This window comes from Streptomyces sp. SAJ15, assembly GCF_007595705.1.
Taxonomy (GTDB): domain Bacteria; phylum Actinomycetota; class Actinomycetes; order Streptomycetales; family Streptomycetaceae; genus Streptomyces.
In genome coordinates, this window is sequence record NZ_NISY01000001.1 from 228361 (window position 1) to 244104 (window position 15744).

14 protein-coding genes are annotated in these 15744 nt (G+C 70.4%); 6 read left to right on the forward strand and 8 right to left on the reverse strand.

Going from position 1 to position 15744, the window contains the following annotated elements; all coding sequences use genetic code 11:
* Positions 1–64: 64 nt before the first annotated feature.
* Together CD790_RS01065 and CD790_RS01070 are read left to right on the forward strand one after the other, a co-directional pair.
* A complete protein-coding gene (locus tag CD790_RS01065; protein WP_144381010.1) occupies positions 65–427 on the forward strand; it encodes a hypothetical protein in 363 nt (120 codons plus the stop codon).
* A 91-nt stretch (positions 428–518) separates the two neighbouring features.
* On the forward strand, positions 519–1532 hold the full coding sequence (locus CD790_RS01070) for a Gfo/Idh/MocA family protein (protein WP_144381012.1): 1014 nt from the start codon (positions 519–521) through the stop codon (positions 1530–1532).
* Positions 1533–1586: 54 nt separating this feature from the next.
* On the opposite strand, the gene CD790_RS01075 is transcribed toward CD790_RS01070, so the two are convergent.
* On the reverse strand, positions 1587–2489 hold the full coding sequence (locus CD790_RS01075) for a phosphotransferase family protein (protein ID WP_144381014.1): 903 nt from the start codon (positions 2487–2489) through the stop codon (positions 1587–1589).
* A 31-nt stretch (positions 2490–2520) separates the two neighbouring features.
* On the reverse strand, positions 2521–3768 hold the full coding sequence (locus tag CD790_RS01080) for an XRE family transcriptional regulator (RefSeq protein WP_260867253.1): 1248 nt from the start codon (positions 3766–3768) through the stop codon (positions 2521–2523).
* 423 nt (positions 3769–4191) lie between these two features.
* On the opposite strand from CD790_RS01080, the gene CD790_RS01085 reads away from it, so the two are divergent.
* Positions 4192–4788 (forward strand): hypothetical protein, encoded by a 597-nt coding sequence (locus CD790_RS01085; RefSeq protein WP_260867254.1) that lies wholly within the window; start codon positions 4192–4194, stop codon positions 4786–4788.
* A gap of 489 nt (positions 4789–5277) precedes the next feature.
* On the opposite strand, the gene CD790_RS01090 is transcribed toward CD790_RS01085, so the two are convergent.
* From CD790_RS01090 to CD790_RS01105, 4 genes are all read right to left on the reverse strand, one after another.
* Complete coding sequence (locus tag CD790_RS01090) at positions 5278–5901, reverse strand: hypothetical protein (RefSeq protein WP_144381015.1); 624 nt, start codon at positions 5899–5901, stop codon at positions 5278–5280.
* Positions 5898–8207 (reverse strand): DUF6571 family protein, encoded by a 2310-nt coding sequence (locus tag CD790_RS01095; protein WP_144381017.1) that lies wholly within the window; start codon positions 8205–8207, stop codon positions 5898–5900. Before CD790_RS01095 ends, CD790_RS01090 begins: the two co-directional genes overlap by 4 nt.
* Positions 8208–8218: 11 nt before the next feature.
* On the reverse strand, positions 8219–8623 hold the full coding sequence (locus CD790_RS01100; protein ID WP_186318822.1) for a hypothetical protein: 405 nt from the start codon (positions 8621–8623) through the stop codon (positions 8219–8221).
* Positions 8624–8776: 153 nt separating this feature from the next.
* Complete coding sequence (locus tag CD790_RS01105; RefSeq protein ID WP_260867255.1) at positions 8777–9538, reverse strand: TetR/AcrR family transcriptional regulator; 762 nt, start codon at positions 9536–9538, stop codon at positions 8777–8779.
* Positions 9539–9616: 78 nt separating this feature from the next.
* Here CD790_RS01105 and CD790_RS01110 point away from each other — a divergent pair, with 78 nt between their 5' ends.
* On the forward strand, positions 9617–11131 hold the full coding sequence (locus CD790_RS01110; protein WP_144381021.1) for an MFS transporter: 1515 nt from the start codon (positions 9617–9619) through the stop codon (positions 11129–11131).
* Between the two features lie 36 nt (positions 11132–11167).
* Here CD790_RS01110 and CD790_RS01115 read toward each other — a convergent pair whose 3' ends face one another.
* Positions 11168–12343 (reverse strand): class I SAM-dependent methyltransferase, encoded by a 1176-nt coding sequence (locus CD790_RS01115; RefSeq protein WP_260867256.1) that lies wholly within the window; start codon positions 12341–12343, stop codon positions 11168–11170.
* A gap of 274 nt (positions 12344–12617) precedes the next feature.
* Here CD790_RS01115 and groES point away from each other — a divergent pair, with 274 nt between their 5' ends.
* On the forward strand, positions 12618–12926 hold the full coding sequence (gene groES / locus CD790_RS01120; protein WP_006130737.1) for a co-chaperone GroES: 309 nt from the start codon (positions 12618–12620) through the stop codon (positions 12924–12926).
* A 139-nt stretch (positions 12927–13065) separates the two neighbouring features.
* Positions 13066–14694, forward strand: a complete 1629-nt coding sequence (gene groL / locus CD790_RS01125; RefSeq protein WP_144381025.1) for a chaperonin GroEL — start codon at positions 13066–13068, stop codon at positions 14692–14694.
* Between the two features lie 221 nt (positions 14695–14915).
* Here groL and CD790_RS01130 read toward each other — a convergent pair whose 3' ends face one another.
* Positions 14916–15683 carry an SDR family oxidoreductase gene (locus tag CD790_RS01130; protein WP_144381027.1) on the reverse strand — a complete coding sequence of 256 codons (768 nt, stop codon included), beginning with the start codon at positions 15681–15683 and terminating at the stop codon, positions 14916–14918.
* Between the last annotated feature and the right edge of the window lie 61 nt (positions 15684–15744).

Below are 15744 nucleotides of genomic sequence, written 5' to 3' on the forward strand. Positions count from 1 at the left end.
TACTGTCGTCCCGGGGCCTGACGGGCCGCCAGCACAGGTCCACGAGGGAGCCGGAGGGGACCGGATGGCGCGAGTGAATCTGCGGGCCGCGTTCATGAGCGGCACCGCGTCCACCGTTTCCGCGCAGCAGGTGTCCGACACTCGGCGGCTAGCGGACCGGATCGGCTACCGGGGCGGCCACAACCTCGCGGACGTGGCCCAGATCCTGGTCGCCGTCCAGACAGGCGACCCGGACGCCGCCCGCCGCACCCGCACCGAGCTCGCCGCACGCACCCGGACCTCGGGCGGCAACACCTACTGGGTCCCGGTCGTCACCTCGTGGATCGACGGCGTCGACGCCGCCGCAGGACAGCACCCGGCCGTGGACTGGGTGGACGGCCCGGCCGCGGCGCTCGGCCGCTGGGCCCAGGTGGTGGCGCCGGCGTGATCCCGCCGACCACGGTCCTCGCCGCGGGCGCCGTACCGGCACCGACCGTGCCGCACGACGTGGACGGCAGCACCGCAGGAGGACGGCTTTCATGAGTGACGTGGTCCGGGTCGGTCTGGTCGGGGTCGGCATCATCGCCCAGACCCATCTCGAAGTCCTCGCCGAACGGTCCGATACCCGGCTGGACTTCACCGTCGACCCCGCCGCAGGGCCGCCCCTCTTCCGCGGCACCGAGCCGCCCCACCACCGGAGGCTGGCCGACGCGCTCGACGCCCATCAGCCCGACCTGGTCGTCATCGCCACGCCCACCCACACCCACGCCGACCTGGTCGCCCAGGTCCTCACCCGCTCCACCGCGCGGGTGCTGGTGGAGAAGCCGTTGGTGCACGATCTCGCCTCTCTCGACCGGCTGCGCTCCCTGGACGAGGCCGCCGACGCCCGGGGCCGTGTGTTCACCGCGCACCACTTCGCGTTCTCGCCCGAGGTGCGCTGGGCCGCGGCACAGATCACCGCGCACCCTGAATGGGGGCCGGTCACCGGCATCACCTCGGCGTTCTACGACCCGTACATCCTGCGCGGCGAGCAGGCGTTCGCCTCCTACGGCTCCAGCTGGATGGACTCCGGAGTGAACCAGCTCACCACCCTCGCCCGCTTCGTCGAACTCACCGCACTCACCTCCATCGAACAGATGGACGGCGGCGCGAGCGCCTGGTGCACCGCCGCCTACCGCTCGTGTGGCACCGAGGGCACGGCCCGGCTCCGCACCAGTTGGCTCACCGGCTCCAGCAGCAAGGAGACCGTTCTCGGCTTCGGTCGCTCCGGCGTGGAGATGTGGATCGACCACACCGCCATGACCGGATTCGCCGCCGAGGATGGCAGGCTGCTCGCCACCCATGGCAGCGACGGCCGAACCCCCCGCAAGATCGCCCATTACCGCCCGCTCTACGAGAGCCTGCTCTCCGACCGGCCCAGACCCGGTCCTCGGCTTCGACACGGCGATCACCGTCACCGAACTCCACCACGCGACGCCGACCCCGTCCGGGGTGGGTTCCGGGGGACGCCCGGGTGTTCAGGGGAGCCCGGGAAGCTGACGCCTTGGGGGTAGCTGGCCCGCAACCGGGACGCTCACCGCGCGATCGCCGGGCGCCTCCGGCGCGGGTCACAGAATGTGCCAGCGCAATTCGGCGTCTTCGCTCCGCAGGCCGGTGATGCGGCGTTCCACTTCGGCCAGCGTGCCAGGCGTGTGCGTAGCCTTCCGGGCGTTGGTGGTGATCATGCGTAGTTCACGGAGGTCGCGCAGGACCTGGTACCCGGACCACTGAGTGACGTCGAAGCCGTAGGCATCGGCGAACCGTTGGTAGTGCGCCCGGCCATGGCCGAAGCGTCGACAGTGGATCTCAACGGTCACCAGATCCCATTCGGGCTGCCCTTGGGCGACGGTGTCCCAGTCGCACAGCACGACGCGGTCGCCGTCGTGGAGCGCGTTGCGGTGCTGGGGGTCGCCCTGCACTACGGCGTGCGGCAGCTTGAAGCTGACCTTGCCGAGCTCGTCCACCAGCCCCTCGGCACGCTGGGTGAGGAACCTCAGTGTCTCCTTCGCGAGCGAGGTCGTGGCACCCAGCGACGTGCGGATCGCCGCGCCGTTGTCCAGCGTCCTGAGCGGCACTGGCGGAAGGGGAAGGTGGTGCAAGGCATGTAGTGGGGCGGCGAGCTGAGCGGCGGAGACGGGGTGCTCGGGCTGGGGCAGATAGGTCCAGAAGGTCACGGGGTGACCGTCTACGACGATGGGCTGCCGCACCGAATGGAGTGGGACGGTGGGGAAGCCCCGCTCCATCAGCCACCGTACGAATGCGACGGTACGTCGAACGCCCTCTTGGGCCGCTCCTCGCCGGGCGATCTTCACCACCACCGGCGCGCTGGCCAGGCGCACCACGGCGTTGGTATGACCGCGTAGGAGCGTTGCCCCACCGCTGTCGAGGCCGGCCTGCGCGCAGGCTCGGTCCAGCACATGGTGCATCTCCGCCTCGTCGAATCCGCCATGGAGCTGTACCAAATCCGTCATGGACTAAGGCTGACCCACACGAAGCGGTGTGTCACATGGTTCCCGGCGTCAGAGCCAAGAGATCACTGAGATTCCGGGCCGCGCGCCCGGTCCTCATCGCTGGTGGCAGTACGCCGATGACGTGCCGCGCCCGGGCTCCGAGGATCGGAGTCCGGTGAGGTTCGGGCACCTGGAGGTAAACGGATTCGGCGAGTTGGCACGCTTCGCTGGGGCTCCGGTCCTGAGCGAGGCAGATGGCTTCTTCCAGCCGGAGGAGTGCGGGGTCGATACCCGTGCGACCAGGGTAGAGGCTCAGTGCCTGCTTCCGCGCTTCACGGGCCTTGCGGCTGCGACCGAGAGACGTGAAGGCACCACTGAGATACATCAACAGACGACGCTGGGGAAAGGCGAACGCGTCGTCATCCGGCCCATTGTCGGTCTGCTCGAAGACGGTGAGCGCGGCGCGGATGGCACTCTCGGCTCCCGCGGCGTCCCCGAGACGGGCGAGGGCTCGGGCCTCGGCGGCCGCGGCGAAGGCGCCGCTGACACAAGGACGGTTGTGCAGTAGCAGGCGGGCCTCACGAGCCAGGGCGACCGCGGTCTCCAACGGCCCGTAGTAGTAAGGGAGCATGGCGGCCTGGGCGCGGACCCGTGCGCGCAGTTCCACGTTTCCGCTGTCGTCAGCAGCGAGGCGTGCGGTGGCGTACCACGCCCGTGCATGGCGAAGGGTGCCCAACTTCATCAGAGCGTCGGCCACGAGCGTGGCCAGCAGGGCTGTCATTTCTGACAGCCGAACCTGTGCTGCGGCCGGCTGCCGCTCGGCGGCCAGTTCCCGCACCTCCCTCAGATCGGTTAACAGCAGCGTCAACATCGGTCGTGGAGGTGTGTAGAGGTACTGCTGTCGCAGGCCCAGGATGCGCTCGTCGAGGAGATCGAGTTGGGCGGCGCTCACCGTGGCGGATGCCAAGGTGCGGTCCACGGAGCGGCGGGCGGATTCCATCAGCTGGTCGAACGGGCTCTCGTCCTGACGTGCGGGTACGGGGAGCTGATCGGGTGCTGGTGCGGCGTATGCCCACTCGGCGGCCGGAGAGAGGTGGCTGACCTCGGGGAGGTGGGCCCTCTGGCGGTAGTCACCAGCCAGTCCCAGGCCCTGAGCGTCCGTTCGGTACAGGCGGCACAACAGATCGACCATGACCGCCTTGGGGCTGAGCGTTCCCACTTCGCACTGGGCCAACTGGTCGAGGCTCAACTTGGGAGCTTTCGAGAGTTCGTGCGCGCACTCTGCGGCGTACTCAGCCACAGCTGTCTCCAGGGTCCACCCGCGCGCCAGGCGCTGAGCTCGGAGCTTGCTGACTCCGCAGCACGCGTGGATCTCCGCAACGGTCTGCTCGACCGGCCACTTGCCTGCGACCGCTCGCTCCCGCCAGTTCTTGGCGCAAGACGGACGATGCTGTGCTGGCATGGCCCTTACCTCCGCAAGTGGGCGTCCCGTGGGGAGCGAGCGTAGTGACCATCCGGTCACTCTGCGGAGAGAACCCCGGACTTTCGCGGAAACCCATGTTCATCGGGCCGGGGTTTCGGGATGGGGCGGAATTCGTGACATTGCAGGATGGCCGACCTGTTGCGTCAGCCGTCACCTTGTTCCCTCGAAGCGAGCCATGGCGGCTCTTGTGTCCGTGGGGACTCAGGTGTCCGACCGTTCACCACATGAGGAGCAGAACCCATGGTGGAGATTCCTGCGATCGAAGGTGCCCTTCCGCTCCGCCGCACAGCGCGGCGTGTATGGCGGCCGCCCGCTGGGTCGGACATCGAAGCGCAGCCCGCCGGCCGCTGGTGGGACGCCGTGCGGGTGCCCACGCTCATCGGCGAACGTGCGCTGTCGCTGCTCGGCGGGGAGAGCGGGCCGGTCATCGAGGACACCTACGGTGCGGTCTGGTACTGGCTTGTCCCTCTCGGCGCGGCCGCCGACTGGACGCTCCAGCGGGTGCTGAGCGAGGGCGCGTACGTGGCTGTGCCGCCGCTGGATCGTACGCTCGGGCCGGGGCCGCACTGGCGTGTGCCGTTCACGTCTGACCGCTGCCTCACCGACGCCGCCCGGCTGCACACCGCGCTGCTGGCCGCTATGACGACCGTGAAGCATTGCCAGCGCTGCGAGCGGCTGACCGCCGACGCCGTTGCCGTGGGGGACGTGCACGGGGCCAGCGGGGCGGGCCGTACGTTCTACGCCTGCGCGGCGTGCGCCCCGTGCTTCCCCCGGCGGCGCGACCCGCTCGCCGAACTCGCCGCCACTCGGCGGGCCCTGCGGGAGGGGCGGGCCTGATGAGTACGGCGGACGCGAAGCCTTCCGTGGCCGAGAGGACCTGGCGCGCGGTCCTCGATCACCTCACAGAGTGCGCGGCCTGCCGCTCCGCCCCCGTGCCGTGCGAGGCCGGGCGGCGGCTCGTGCGGGCGCACCGCCGGGTGACCAGGGGCAAGGCCCCGTGACCGGCCGTTGGGTCAGCCTCGGGCTCCTCCTCGGCGGCCACTCCGCCGCCGTGCCCGCGCCGGAGGCGCTCCCGCCCCGCGAGCGGCGGCCGCCCCGCTGGGACGTGGCGGCCGCCGCCGAGCGGGCCGAGTGGGAGATCCGTCAGGTCGGGTACGACCCATTGGAGCCGTACCCGGGCCGGGTGAACGCCCCCTGGCGGTGCTGTTGTGTGACCTGCGGCGCCTTACGGGCTCCGACGCTGACCCGCGTCCGCCGCTATGGCGGGTGCAGGCACAGACGACCGTCGACAGCGGCCGACCGTTGAACGCGCAGGGTTCCCGAGGGCTACTTGCTCCAGTCGATGGTCACGGGGCCGTCAGCGAGGGTGGGGCCGTCGCATCCGTACCAGCCGTGGAGGTCGCGGGCGGCCTCTGCGACGAACGCGGCGAGAGCCCGAAGTTGTACATTCGGTTCTTCGAGATCATCGTCATGCACGGTGCTAGCTGAGACAGATATGACAACGCCCGATTTCAGTCTCTCTTCCACGGCTGGGGATTTGGTAGTGCACTGCAAGTATATGAAGACCTCCCCGGCTGCCGATACGTATCCGTACTGATCTCCCAGGGCGGCCGGACGGCCACGCTTTTGAATCCATTTGCGTGGTAAGTTATTCGATGGCGCCGCGGTGTAGGTGATCGATGCGCTTTCTCCGCCGGCCTCCAGGAGGCAGTACCCGTGCTCCTGGGCCTCGTCGAACGTGAATGCGCTTTCCGAGAATTTTTGCCCCTTGGTGGGGACGAGGGGGGCAAGGCTCTTCGCTGAGATGCGGCCGTTACAGACTTTCTCGGGGAGCTCGATGGCTTCATCGTTCGACAGTGTCCGGTTCGCTGCCCACCAAGTCCCGGTGGCGAGGAGGAGTAAGGCGAGGCCGGTTCCCATGGTTCTCCCGCGGATCCATGAAAGCCTCATGCTCGGCCCTTGCCGTTCGAGTAGCTGTCGAGCGCTTCCTGGTACACGTCGCCGGCTGCGGTCTCCACAGCACGGCTCTCGAGGTCAAGACCTTCCCGTTCGGCCGCATGCAGGAAAGCCTGCTTCGTGGCCTTTGCAAGCTCCTCGCCCTGCCAGTTCACGAATTTGACTCGATCCCTCTCGATTTCCTTAGCTGCCTGCTCCTCATCCATGGAGTAATGTCCGACGACCGCATCCTTGACGACGCCGATGGTCCACCCCATGGCCTCGCCGACGATCGGTGTTCGTTGCGCGATAGGCTCCGCCGCCCTCTCCAGGATGAACGCCGCCCATTCGCTTCCAGCCCCCAGCTTCTCGTTGTACTCCCTGATCTTCTCCACGCTGTTATCGGATGCCGCGATCGCGTCGGCGCGGCCGTCGGCGACGATTCCATAAAGTGTTGCGACCGGTTTTCCGGCCACCGGCGCAACGTCGTTGAGATCCACGTCCTCTCGGGTGACGATCGCCTTCTGCATGGCCTCAGTGGCTACAGCCTGCTGGGCGTGAGTGATGGACGAGTACGCGTTGGGATCCTGGGCGACCGCGTGCAGGAACTCATGAAGCTCGCCCCCCTTTCCACTGAGGTCGCTCAGGTCGGCGATCGCCCCGTCATGCCAGAAGTAGTCATTGTCGTCGCCACCCGCCAACACCCGGTCGATATCCCGCATGTACTCCGCCGACATATTGCCCAGGCTGTCGGCGATCGGCGCGAACTCACCGCTGTCCGGTTTGATGAGCTCGGAGTTGGACCCCAGCCTCTCCACCACAGAGCGGAACAGCTCCGCCTGCTCGTCGGTGTGGTTCAGCAGGGGGCCGCCGCTGCCGTATGGGCGGCCGGAAACGGCGGATTCCAGGGCGTGCCCCAGCGCGTCCTTCGCGGGGACCTTGCTCTTCTCGTCCGGCTGCTGCAGGCCGTTGATCTTGTCTGAGATCCAGTCGCGGCCGCCCTCGCCGTCGGCGTCGCCCAGGAAGTAGTCGAGGTTGCTGATCTTTTCGAGGTCGCTGTCACCTCCGCCGGTGGAGCCGTGGAAGAAGGCGGTCGACGCCTCGGGGCTGTGGCCGAGCGCTTCCAGGAGGCCGGTCATCGGGTCCCAGCCGGGACCCCCCGTCTTGTCGAGGTTGAGGTCGAAGCGGGTCCGGCCGCCGGAGTTGCCGTCCGGGACGGGCCATCGGCCGTCCTGTTCGCGTTCGAACGTGACCATGTCCCGGGCGAGGGGGACCAGGAATCGCTTGTCGTACTCGCCGTGCCGCAGCAGCGTCGCCAGGACCTGGTAGCCCGTGACCCTGGCCTGGCCGTGCCAGACGGCCGGGTTGAGGCGTTCGCGGCCGACGCGCTGGAGTTCGGTCAACCAGGGCTTGCCGAGGTAGTCCCGGCTCTCGCGGAAGGGCGTGTTCTTGTCCTCCCCGTGCGGCCGGGTGGCGGTCGCTAGTGTTTCGCCCATGCCGTCCTGGATGCTTCGCGCCAGCCTGAGCCGTGTCGCGTCGCCGTGGGCCGAGGCGTCGCCGGCGATCTGGGCTTCGAAGAGCAGGGCGTCCTCGGGGCCGAGGGTCTTGTAGAAGGCGACCGCGAACTCGGGGTCGTCGTGGTTGTGGGCGAGCAGGTCCCGGAGTCGGGTGAGCTCCTTCCGGGTGAGTTTCTCGCCGTTCTCGTACGCGGCGAGGCTCTTCCTGGCGAGGTGGATCGCCTGCTCCGCCTGGGCGTCGTCCAGGGAGTCGTACCTCGCGTGGCCGAAGTCGTGGTTGTCGCGGCCATGGCTCTTGCCGAGGGCCCGCACCACGGAGTCGTCGATCTCCTGGGCCTCGGCGATCAGGCGGTTGATGCGGCCTTCCCACTGCGCCAGCTTGTCGCGGTCCGCCGGGCTGGGGTCGTCGTTCTGCCCGGCCTCGCGCAGCAGGGCGCACGACACGGTGCCGTCGTCCCTGCCGACCACGCGGATGCCGGCCGTCCTCGCGTCCTCGTCGGTGAGCTTCTTCAGCGTCTTCTGGAGTGCCGCGAGGTCGGCGTGCGCATCCCTGAGGACGGCCCAGATGCTGGTCGCCTCGGTGTGGGCGTCGCGGAACTCCTTGGCCGTCTTGTGGATGAAGGGCCTGGTGACATCGGAGTTCACGCCCTTCCAGCGGGCGGCCTCCGCCTTCCGCGCCATCCCCTCGAAGGCGTCGGTCGCGAGGGTGTCGAGCTGCTTCACCATCGCCTGCCAGTCGTGGACCGAGGAGGCGAGGCTGGATAAGGAGACGTGGTAGAGGCTGTCGAAGGTCAGTCCCGTCATGGCACGGTCCCTTAGCGAAAGTGTTCGAGGATCTCGGAGACGGGCTCGGTGCTGCCGTCGCGGTAGCGAAGGGAGGCGGCGATCTTCGCGTCCTCCCGCGCCGTCGACTGCTTCGTGTAGTCCAGGTGGTTGGAGATGTGGGCGCACGCCTGAAGCAGCGTCTCGACCTGGCGCCGCCACACGAAGGCGGTGGTGGTCAGGGCGCCGCCCATCGCGAAGCCGTGCGAGGTCAGCGTCGCCGCCGCCTTCGCCGTCGAGCCGTCGCCCTCGGATCCCTGGGCGACGTCGCCGGCCTTCCTGAGCCGGGTGTGCAGCGTGTGGGCCTCATGGCCGACCTGTCCCAGGTCGTCCTGGTGCACCACCAACCCCTCCGAGCCGCCGCCCGTCGTCACCCCGTCGGCGTGGTTGAGGCGCATACGAGGATCGGATTCGGACTGACGGCCGGACCATCGCGCGTCCAACGACACGTTCACCCCATCCCGGGGCCTCAACTGCCCCATAGGAAAAGCTGGTTGGCTGGCTCTCGGTGGGGAGTGAAACTACTACGGGCGGCCTCTCGGTGCGGCCTTTCACCTCGGTGTGTCGGCACCCGGTGCCAGAGCCCCTCCCTGTGCCAGCAGTCCCCCGATCACCGCCCGCAGCCCGCTCGCGACGTCGTAGGACGCGGCCAGCTCCTCCCAGCGGCCGCCGAGCGCGGCCATCCGTGGCATCTCGGCCGGGTCCACCCCCGCGAGCATGTCCAGGTAGGCGCGGTGCCGCTCGGGGTCCTCGGCGCGGCGGGCCACGGCGGCCTGGTAGATCAGGGTGCCGAGCACGTAGTGCCAGATGGTGCGGTAGGCGTGCAGCGCGTCGCGCTCGCTCAGGCCGCAGGCCATCGAGGTGTCGATGATCTCCTCCGTCATCCACAGCGCGCCCTGGTCGGTGAGGTCGCCGAGGCTGAGAACCTGCACCACCCACGGCTGCGCCTTGAGGAGGTCGTGCATGTGCAGGCAGACCGCGAGCAGTCGCTCGCGCGGGTCCTGGGGCAGTTCGGGGCGGGGCAGCGCGGCCGCCGTTCCCGACAGCACGCGGGCCAGCAGCTCGTCCTTGTCGCGGACGTGGCGGTAGAGCGCCATCGGCGTGGAACCGACCTCCTTGGCCAGCCGCCGCATGCTCAGGGCCTCGACGCCCTCCGTTTCGAGGATGCGGCGCGCGGTGTCGACGATCGTCTCCAGCTCCAGGCGCGCCGGTCGCCCGCCCGTCGGCCTGCCCGATCCCGCGGTCACGCCCGCGCCGCCCATCCCGCTCCGCCCTCGCCGCCTGTCCGGCCCGCCCTCACTCTTCGTCGTCACCGCCCCATTGTCGTTTGTGTACGCGTACACTTTCTTGGTGTACGCGTACACAAATGGCGAAGAGGGGATGCGAGACCCATGAACGACCAGGCGAAACAGGCGCGTTGGCTGCTGGCGGTGGCGCTCACCGTGCAGTTCATGGTGGCGCTGGACATGTCGGTGGTGAACGTCGCGCTACCCGACATCCGCGCGGACCTCGGCTTCAGCGAGGAGAGCCTGCTGTGGGTGGTCAACGCCTACGCGCTCGCCTTCGGCGGGCTGCTGATGCTCGGCGGGCGGCTGGCGGACATCATCGGCCGTCGCCGCACCCTGGTCGGCGGACTGGTGATCTTCGGCGGAGCCAGCCTGGTCGGCGGACTGGTGGATGCGGCGAGTGGCCTGGTCGCCGCCCGGGCGCTGCAGGGGGTGGGCGCCGCCGCGCTCGCGCCCGTCGCCTTCGCGCTGATCACCGTCACCTTCCCGGCGGGGCCGGCCCGGTCCCGCGCGCTGGGTCTGTGGGGCATGGCCGGCGCCGCGGGCGGTGCGGTCGGGGTGCTGGTGGGCGGGGTGCTCACCGAGTGGACCGGCTGGCGCGCCGTGATGCTGATCAACGTGCCGATCGTGGCCTTCGCGCTCGCGGCCGCCGTCCGCTCGGTGGCGTCCGACCGGCGTGACGGGCCCGCGCCCCGACTCGACGTCGCCGGGGCGCTGCTGGTCACCACCGGCATGACGGCACTGGTGCTGGGGCTGGTGCGGACCGAGACCGAGGGCTGGGCCTCGGCGTGGACCGTGGGCACCCTGGGGGCGGCGGCGGTGCTGCTGGCCGCGTTCGCCGTCGCCGAGCTGCGGGTGCGCCAGCCGCTGCTGCGGCTGGGCCTGCTGACGCTCCGCCCGGTGCTGGCCGCCAACCTCTTCACCCTGCTGCTCTTCTCCGGCCAGTTCGCCGCCTTCTACTTCACCTCGCTCTACATGCAGCGGATCCTGGGCTACGGCGAGATCGCCACCGGCGTCGCCTTCCTGCCCTTCAGCGCCGGCGTGGTGCTCGGCTCGCTGCTCGCCACCCGCGCGATGGCGCGACTGGGCGCGGCGACGCTGCTGCTGGCGGGTGGGCTGCTGGGGGCGGCCGGCTTCGTCTGGTTCGGGCTCGCGGTCGGCGTCGACGGCGGTTTCGCCGGCTCGGTCCTCGGCCCCTCGCTGGCGGCCAGCATCGGGATCGGGCTGTGCGTGGTGCCGATGGGCACGGCCGCCACCACGGGGGTCGCCGCGCCGGAGGCCGGCATGGCCTCCGGTCTGATCAACAGCTCCCGGCAGATCGGCGGCTCGCTGGGGCTGGCCGTGCTCGCCACGGTCGCCTCCCACACCACCGGCGACGACGCCACCCCGCGCGGTCTCGTCGACGGCTATGCCACGGCCTACCTCTGGGCGGGCGGGCTCCTGGCCGTGGCGGCGCTGGTCGCCTGGCTCCTCCTCCGGGGCGACCGCGCGGAGCCCCGCCCCCGGGGCCGTACGGGCGACCGCGCGGAGGGCCGTACGGGCGACCTGTCGGCCGCCCGCGCGGGCGGCCCTTCGGAGGCCCCCGGCGGCGCCGGCGAGGTGCCGGGCGGGGTGGCCTGAGGCGGTGGCCTGAGGCGGTGGCCAGAAGGCGACGGGTCAGGCCGGGTGCCCCAGCAGCATGCTCGGGTGCCCGGCGACCCGGGTCAGGAAGACCGTGCAGGACGCCGCCCCGCGTGCCCCGTCGAGCTTGAGCTTCTTGCGCAGCTCCTCCGGCTCCACCGCCGACCCCCGCTTCTTGACCGTCACCACGCCCACCCCGCGCTCGCGCAGCAGCGCGCGCAGTCGCTTGACGTTGAACGGCAGCACATCGGTGATCTCGTAGGCGGTGGCGTACGAGGTGGGGCGCAGCTCGTCGGAGGTCACGTACGCGATCGTCTCGTCGATCAGTCCGCCGCCGACCTCCTCGGCCACCTCCGCCACCAGATGGGCGCGGATGACGGCGCCGTCCGGCTCGTAGAGGAAGCGGCCGACCGGGCGGACCGGGGGATCGGGCAGGCCACGGCCGGTCAGCGACGCGCCGTGCGGCAGCAGGGTGGCGCGCCGGGCGCCCGGCGCGGTGCCGAACCACAGCACCGCCTCCTTCACCTCCCCGCCGTCCGAGATCCACTCTGCCTCGGCCTCGTCCGGGATCGCCTCGTGCGGCACCCCGGGGGCGATCTTGAGGGCGGCGTACCGCGCGGCGCGGGCCGTGGCGACCGCCCAGGACAGCGGCGGGGAGTACGCCTCGGGGTCGAAGATCCGGCCCCGGCCGCCGCGCCGCGCGGGGTCGACGAAGACCGCGTCGTACGGGGTCGTGTCGATCTCGGCGACATCGGCGCAGACCACCTCGATCAGCGACTCCAGCCCCAGCGCCGCGGCGTTGGCGCGGGTGGCCGCGCAGGTGGCCGGGTCGCGGTCGACGGCGAGGACCGCGATCCCCGCGCGGGCCAGCGCCACCGCGTCGCCGCCGATGCCGCAGCACAGGTCGGCCACGGAGGTGACGCCCAGGGCGGCGAGGCGCTCCGCGCGGTAGTTCGCCACCCGCGCCCGCGTCGACTGCTCCACGCCATGGGGGGTGAAGTACATCCGATAGGCGTCGGCGCCGAACTTCGGCTCCGCCCGCTGCCGCAGTCGCGCCTGCTCCAACGCCGCCGACACCAGCTCGGCCGGGTGGTCCCGGCGCAGCCGGGTGGCGATCGCGAGCTCCTGCCTCGGCTCGAAGTCGCGCAGCGCGGCCAGCAGCGCCTGCCCCTCATCCGAACGGGTCAGCCGGTCGAAGACGTCAACATCCACACGCTCATTCTCCCGGTCGGGAACCCGGGCCGCGTACACGCGGTTCCCTCAGCGTGTGGGGGCGTCGGGGGTGGTGTGAAAGGGGTGGGCGCGCCCCCGCGATTGGCACTCTAGTTGACTGAGTGCTAACCGCGTCCTAGTCTCGGGGCTGGCACTCCACACAGGGGAGTGCCAACACAGCGACGGGCAGGTCCGGCACCCGCGACGACGGATCCACCTGGTCGCCACCTCAGACAGTTAACCCCGTGAGATCTCCGAAGGGGGAGGTCGGATCGTGACGACCGCCAGCTCCAAGGTTGCCATCAAGCCGCTTGAGGACCGCATCGTGGTCCAGCCGCTGGACGCCGAGCAGACCACGGCCTCTGGCCTGGTCATTCCGGACACCGCCAAGGAGAAGCCCCAGGAGGGCGTCGTCCTGGCCATCGGCCCGGGCCGCTTCGAGGACGGCAAGCGCGTCGAGCTCGACGTCAAGGTCGGCGACGTCGTGCTCTACAGCAAGTACGGCGGCACCGAGGTGAAGTACAACGGCGAGGAGTACCTCGTCCTCTCGGCTCGCGACGTGCTCGCGATCGTCGAGAAGTAATCACCGAGTTTTGCCTTCGAACTGCGCCCCTGGTTCCCGCGTCTGACACGGCCGGGGCGGGGGCGCAGTTCTTTTTTCACGCGATGGCGGCCGCTGGCGAAGCGGCCTGGGATCGCAACGAGAGGACTTGAGAGCTCCCATGGCGAAGATCCTGAAGTTCGACGAAGACGCCCGTCGCGCCCTTGAGCGTGGCGTCAACAAGCTGGCCGACACCGTGAAGGTGACGATCGGCCCCAAGGGCCGCAACGTCGTCATCGACAAGAAGTTCGGCGCCCCGACCATCACCAACGACGGCGTCACCATCGCCCGTGAGGTGGAGATCGAGGACCCGTACGAGAACCTGGGCGCCCAGCTCGTGAAGGAGGTGGCGACCAAGACCAACGACATCGCGGGTGACGGCACCACCACCGCCACCGTGCTGGCCCAGGCGCTGGTCCGCGAGGGTCTGCGCAACGTCGCCGCCGGCGCCTCCCCGGCCGCCCTGAAGAAGGGCATCGACGCCGCGGTGAAGGCCGTCTCCGACGACCTGCTGGCCACCGCCCGCCCGATCGACGAGAAGTCCGACATCGCCGCCGTCGCCGCGCTGTCCGCCCAGGACAAGCAGGTCGGCGACCTGATCGCCGAGGCGATCGACAAGGTCGGCAAGGACGGCGTCATCACGGTCGAGGAGTCCAACACCTTCGGCCTGGAGCTGGACTTCACCGAGGGCATGGCCTTCGACAAGGGCTACCTGTCGCCGTACTTCGTCACCGACCAGGAGCGCCTGGAGGCGGTCCTGGATGACCCGTACATCCTGATCCACCAGGGCAAGATCTCCGCCATCCAGGACCTGCTGCCGCTGCTGGAGAAGGTCATCCAGGCGGGTGGCTCCAAGCCGCTGCTGATCATCGCCGAGGACGTGGACGGCGAGGCGCTCTCCACCCTGGTCGTCAACAAGATCCGCGGCACCTTCAACGCGGTGGCCGTCAAGGCCCCGGGCTTCGGCGACCGCCGCAAGGCGATCCTGGGCGACATCGCCACCCTCACCGGCGGCACCGTCGTCGCCGAGGAGGTCGGCCTCAAGCTCGACCAGGTCGGCCTGGACGTGCTGGGCAGCGCCCGCCGCGTGACCGTCACCAAGGACGACACCACGGTCGTCGACGGTGCCGGCAACGCCGAGGACGTGGCCGGTCGCGTCGCGCAGATCAAGGCCGAGATCGAGGCCACGGACTCCGACTGGGACCGCGAGAAGCTCCAGGAGCGCCTGGCCAAGCTGGCCGGCGGCGTCTCCGTGATCCGCGTCGGTGCCGCCACCGAGGTGGAGCTCAAGGAGAAGAAGCACCGCCTGGAGGACGCGATCTCCGCGACCCGCGCCGCGATCGAGGAGGGCATCGTCTCCGGCGGTGGCTCCGCGCTCGTGCACGCCGTCAAGGTGCTGGAGGACAACCTCGGCCTGTCCGGCGACGAGGCCACCGGTGTCGCCGTGGTCCGCCGCGCCGCCGTCGAGCCGCTGCGCTGGATCGCCGAGAACGCCGGCCTCGAGGGCTACGTCATCACCTCCAAGGTGGCCGAGCTCGACAAGGGCGAGGGCTTCAACGCCGCCACCGGCGAGTACGGCGACCTGGTGAAGTCCGGCGTCATCGACCCGGTCAAGGTCACCCGCTCCGCCCTGGAGAACGCCGCCTCCATCGCCTCCCTCCTCCTCACCACCGAGACCCTCGTGGTCGAGAAGAAGGAAGAGGAAGAGGCCGACGGTGGCCACGGCCACGGTCACGGCCACGCGCACTGACCTCCCGGTCAGGGACCGTACGTAACGGGCTTGGCCCGGACCCTCGCTGAGGGTCCGGGCCAAGCCCGTTTTTCCGGCGGGTGGCCGGGGGCGTTCGGCACCGCCGGACTGCGCCATTCGGGTCGCGAGGCGTCCGATGGTGGTGTTCGGCGGGGCCGAACCGGGCGCCCCCCGGCATATGCCGGGCGGGCTCACTCACCCGGCCGCGCCGCCGGTACGGCTCACCTCTTGGGGCGGGCCGCGTTGTTGGAGATGCGGGACACCGCGGCACGGGGCGTTATCTTCGCGATCCCCATGAGGGCCTTGTAGCGGGGGTCGGGAACGGAGAGGGACTTGCCGCGGGCGAAGTCCTTGAGGGCGGCGGCGACGACGCGATCCGCGTCGAGCCACATCCAGCCGGGGACGTTGTCGGTCGGCACCCCCGCACGCTGGTGGAACTCGGTCCGCACGAAGCCGGGGCACAGGGCCATCAGCCGGACTCCCGAGACGGCCAGGTCCCGCGCCGCCCCCTGGGTGAACTGCACCACCCACGCCTTGCCGGCCCCGTACGTCCCGCGCGGGAAGAACGCCCCGACGGAGGCGACGTTGATGACGCCGCCGCGGCCACGCTCCCGCATCGCGTCGGTGGCCGCGGTGGTGAGCCGGAGCACCGCTTCGACATGCACCTTGATCATCCGTAGCTCGTCGGCGACCGGCACCTCCAGGAAGCGGCCGCGCAGCGCGAACCCCGCGTTGTTGATGAGCACGTCGACGGGGCGCCTGCGGTCGGACAGTCGGGCGGCCACCGCCTCGATGCCCGCGTCCTCCGCCAGGTCGGCGCGCAGCACCTCCGCCTCGACCCCGTGCCGGTCGTGCAGTTCGGCGGCCTGCTCGCGCAGTCGCTTCTCGTCCCGCGCCACCAGCACCACGTCGTGCCCGTCGGCCGCGAGCCGGCGCGCGAAGGCCGCGCCGATCCCGGCCGTCGATCCCGTAATCAGTGCAGTCGTCATACCCGCACGCTATCGGCCTCGGGCGGCACCGGCGCGGGAAGCCCGGTCGACGTGACGCGGT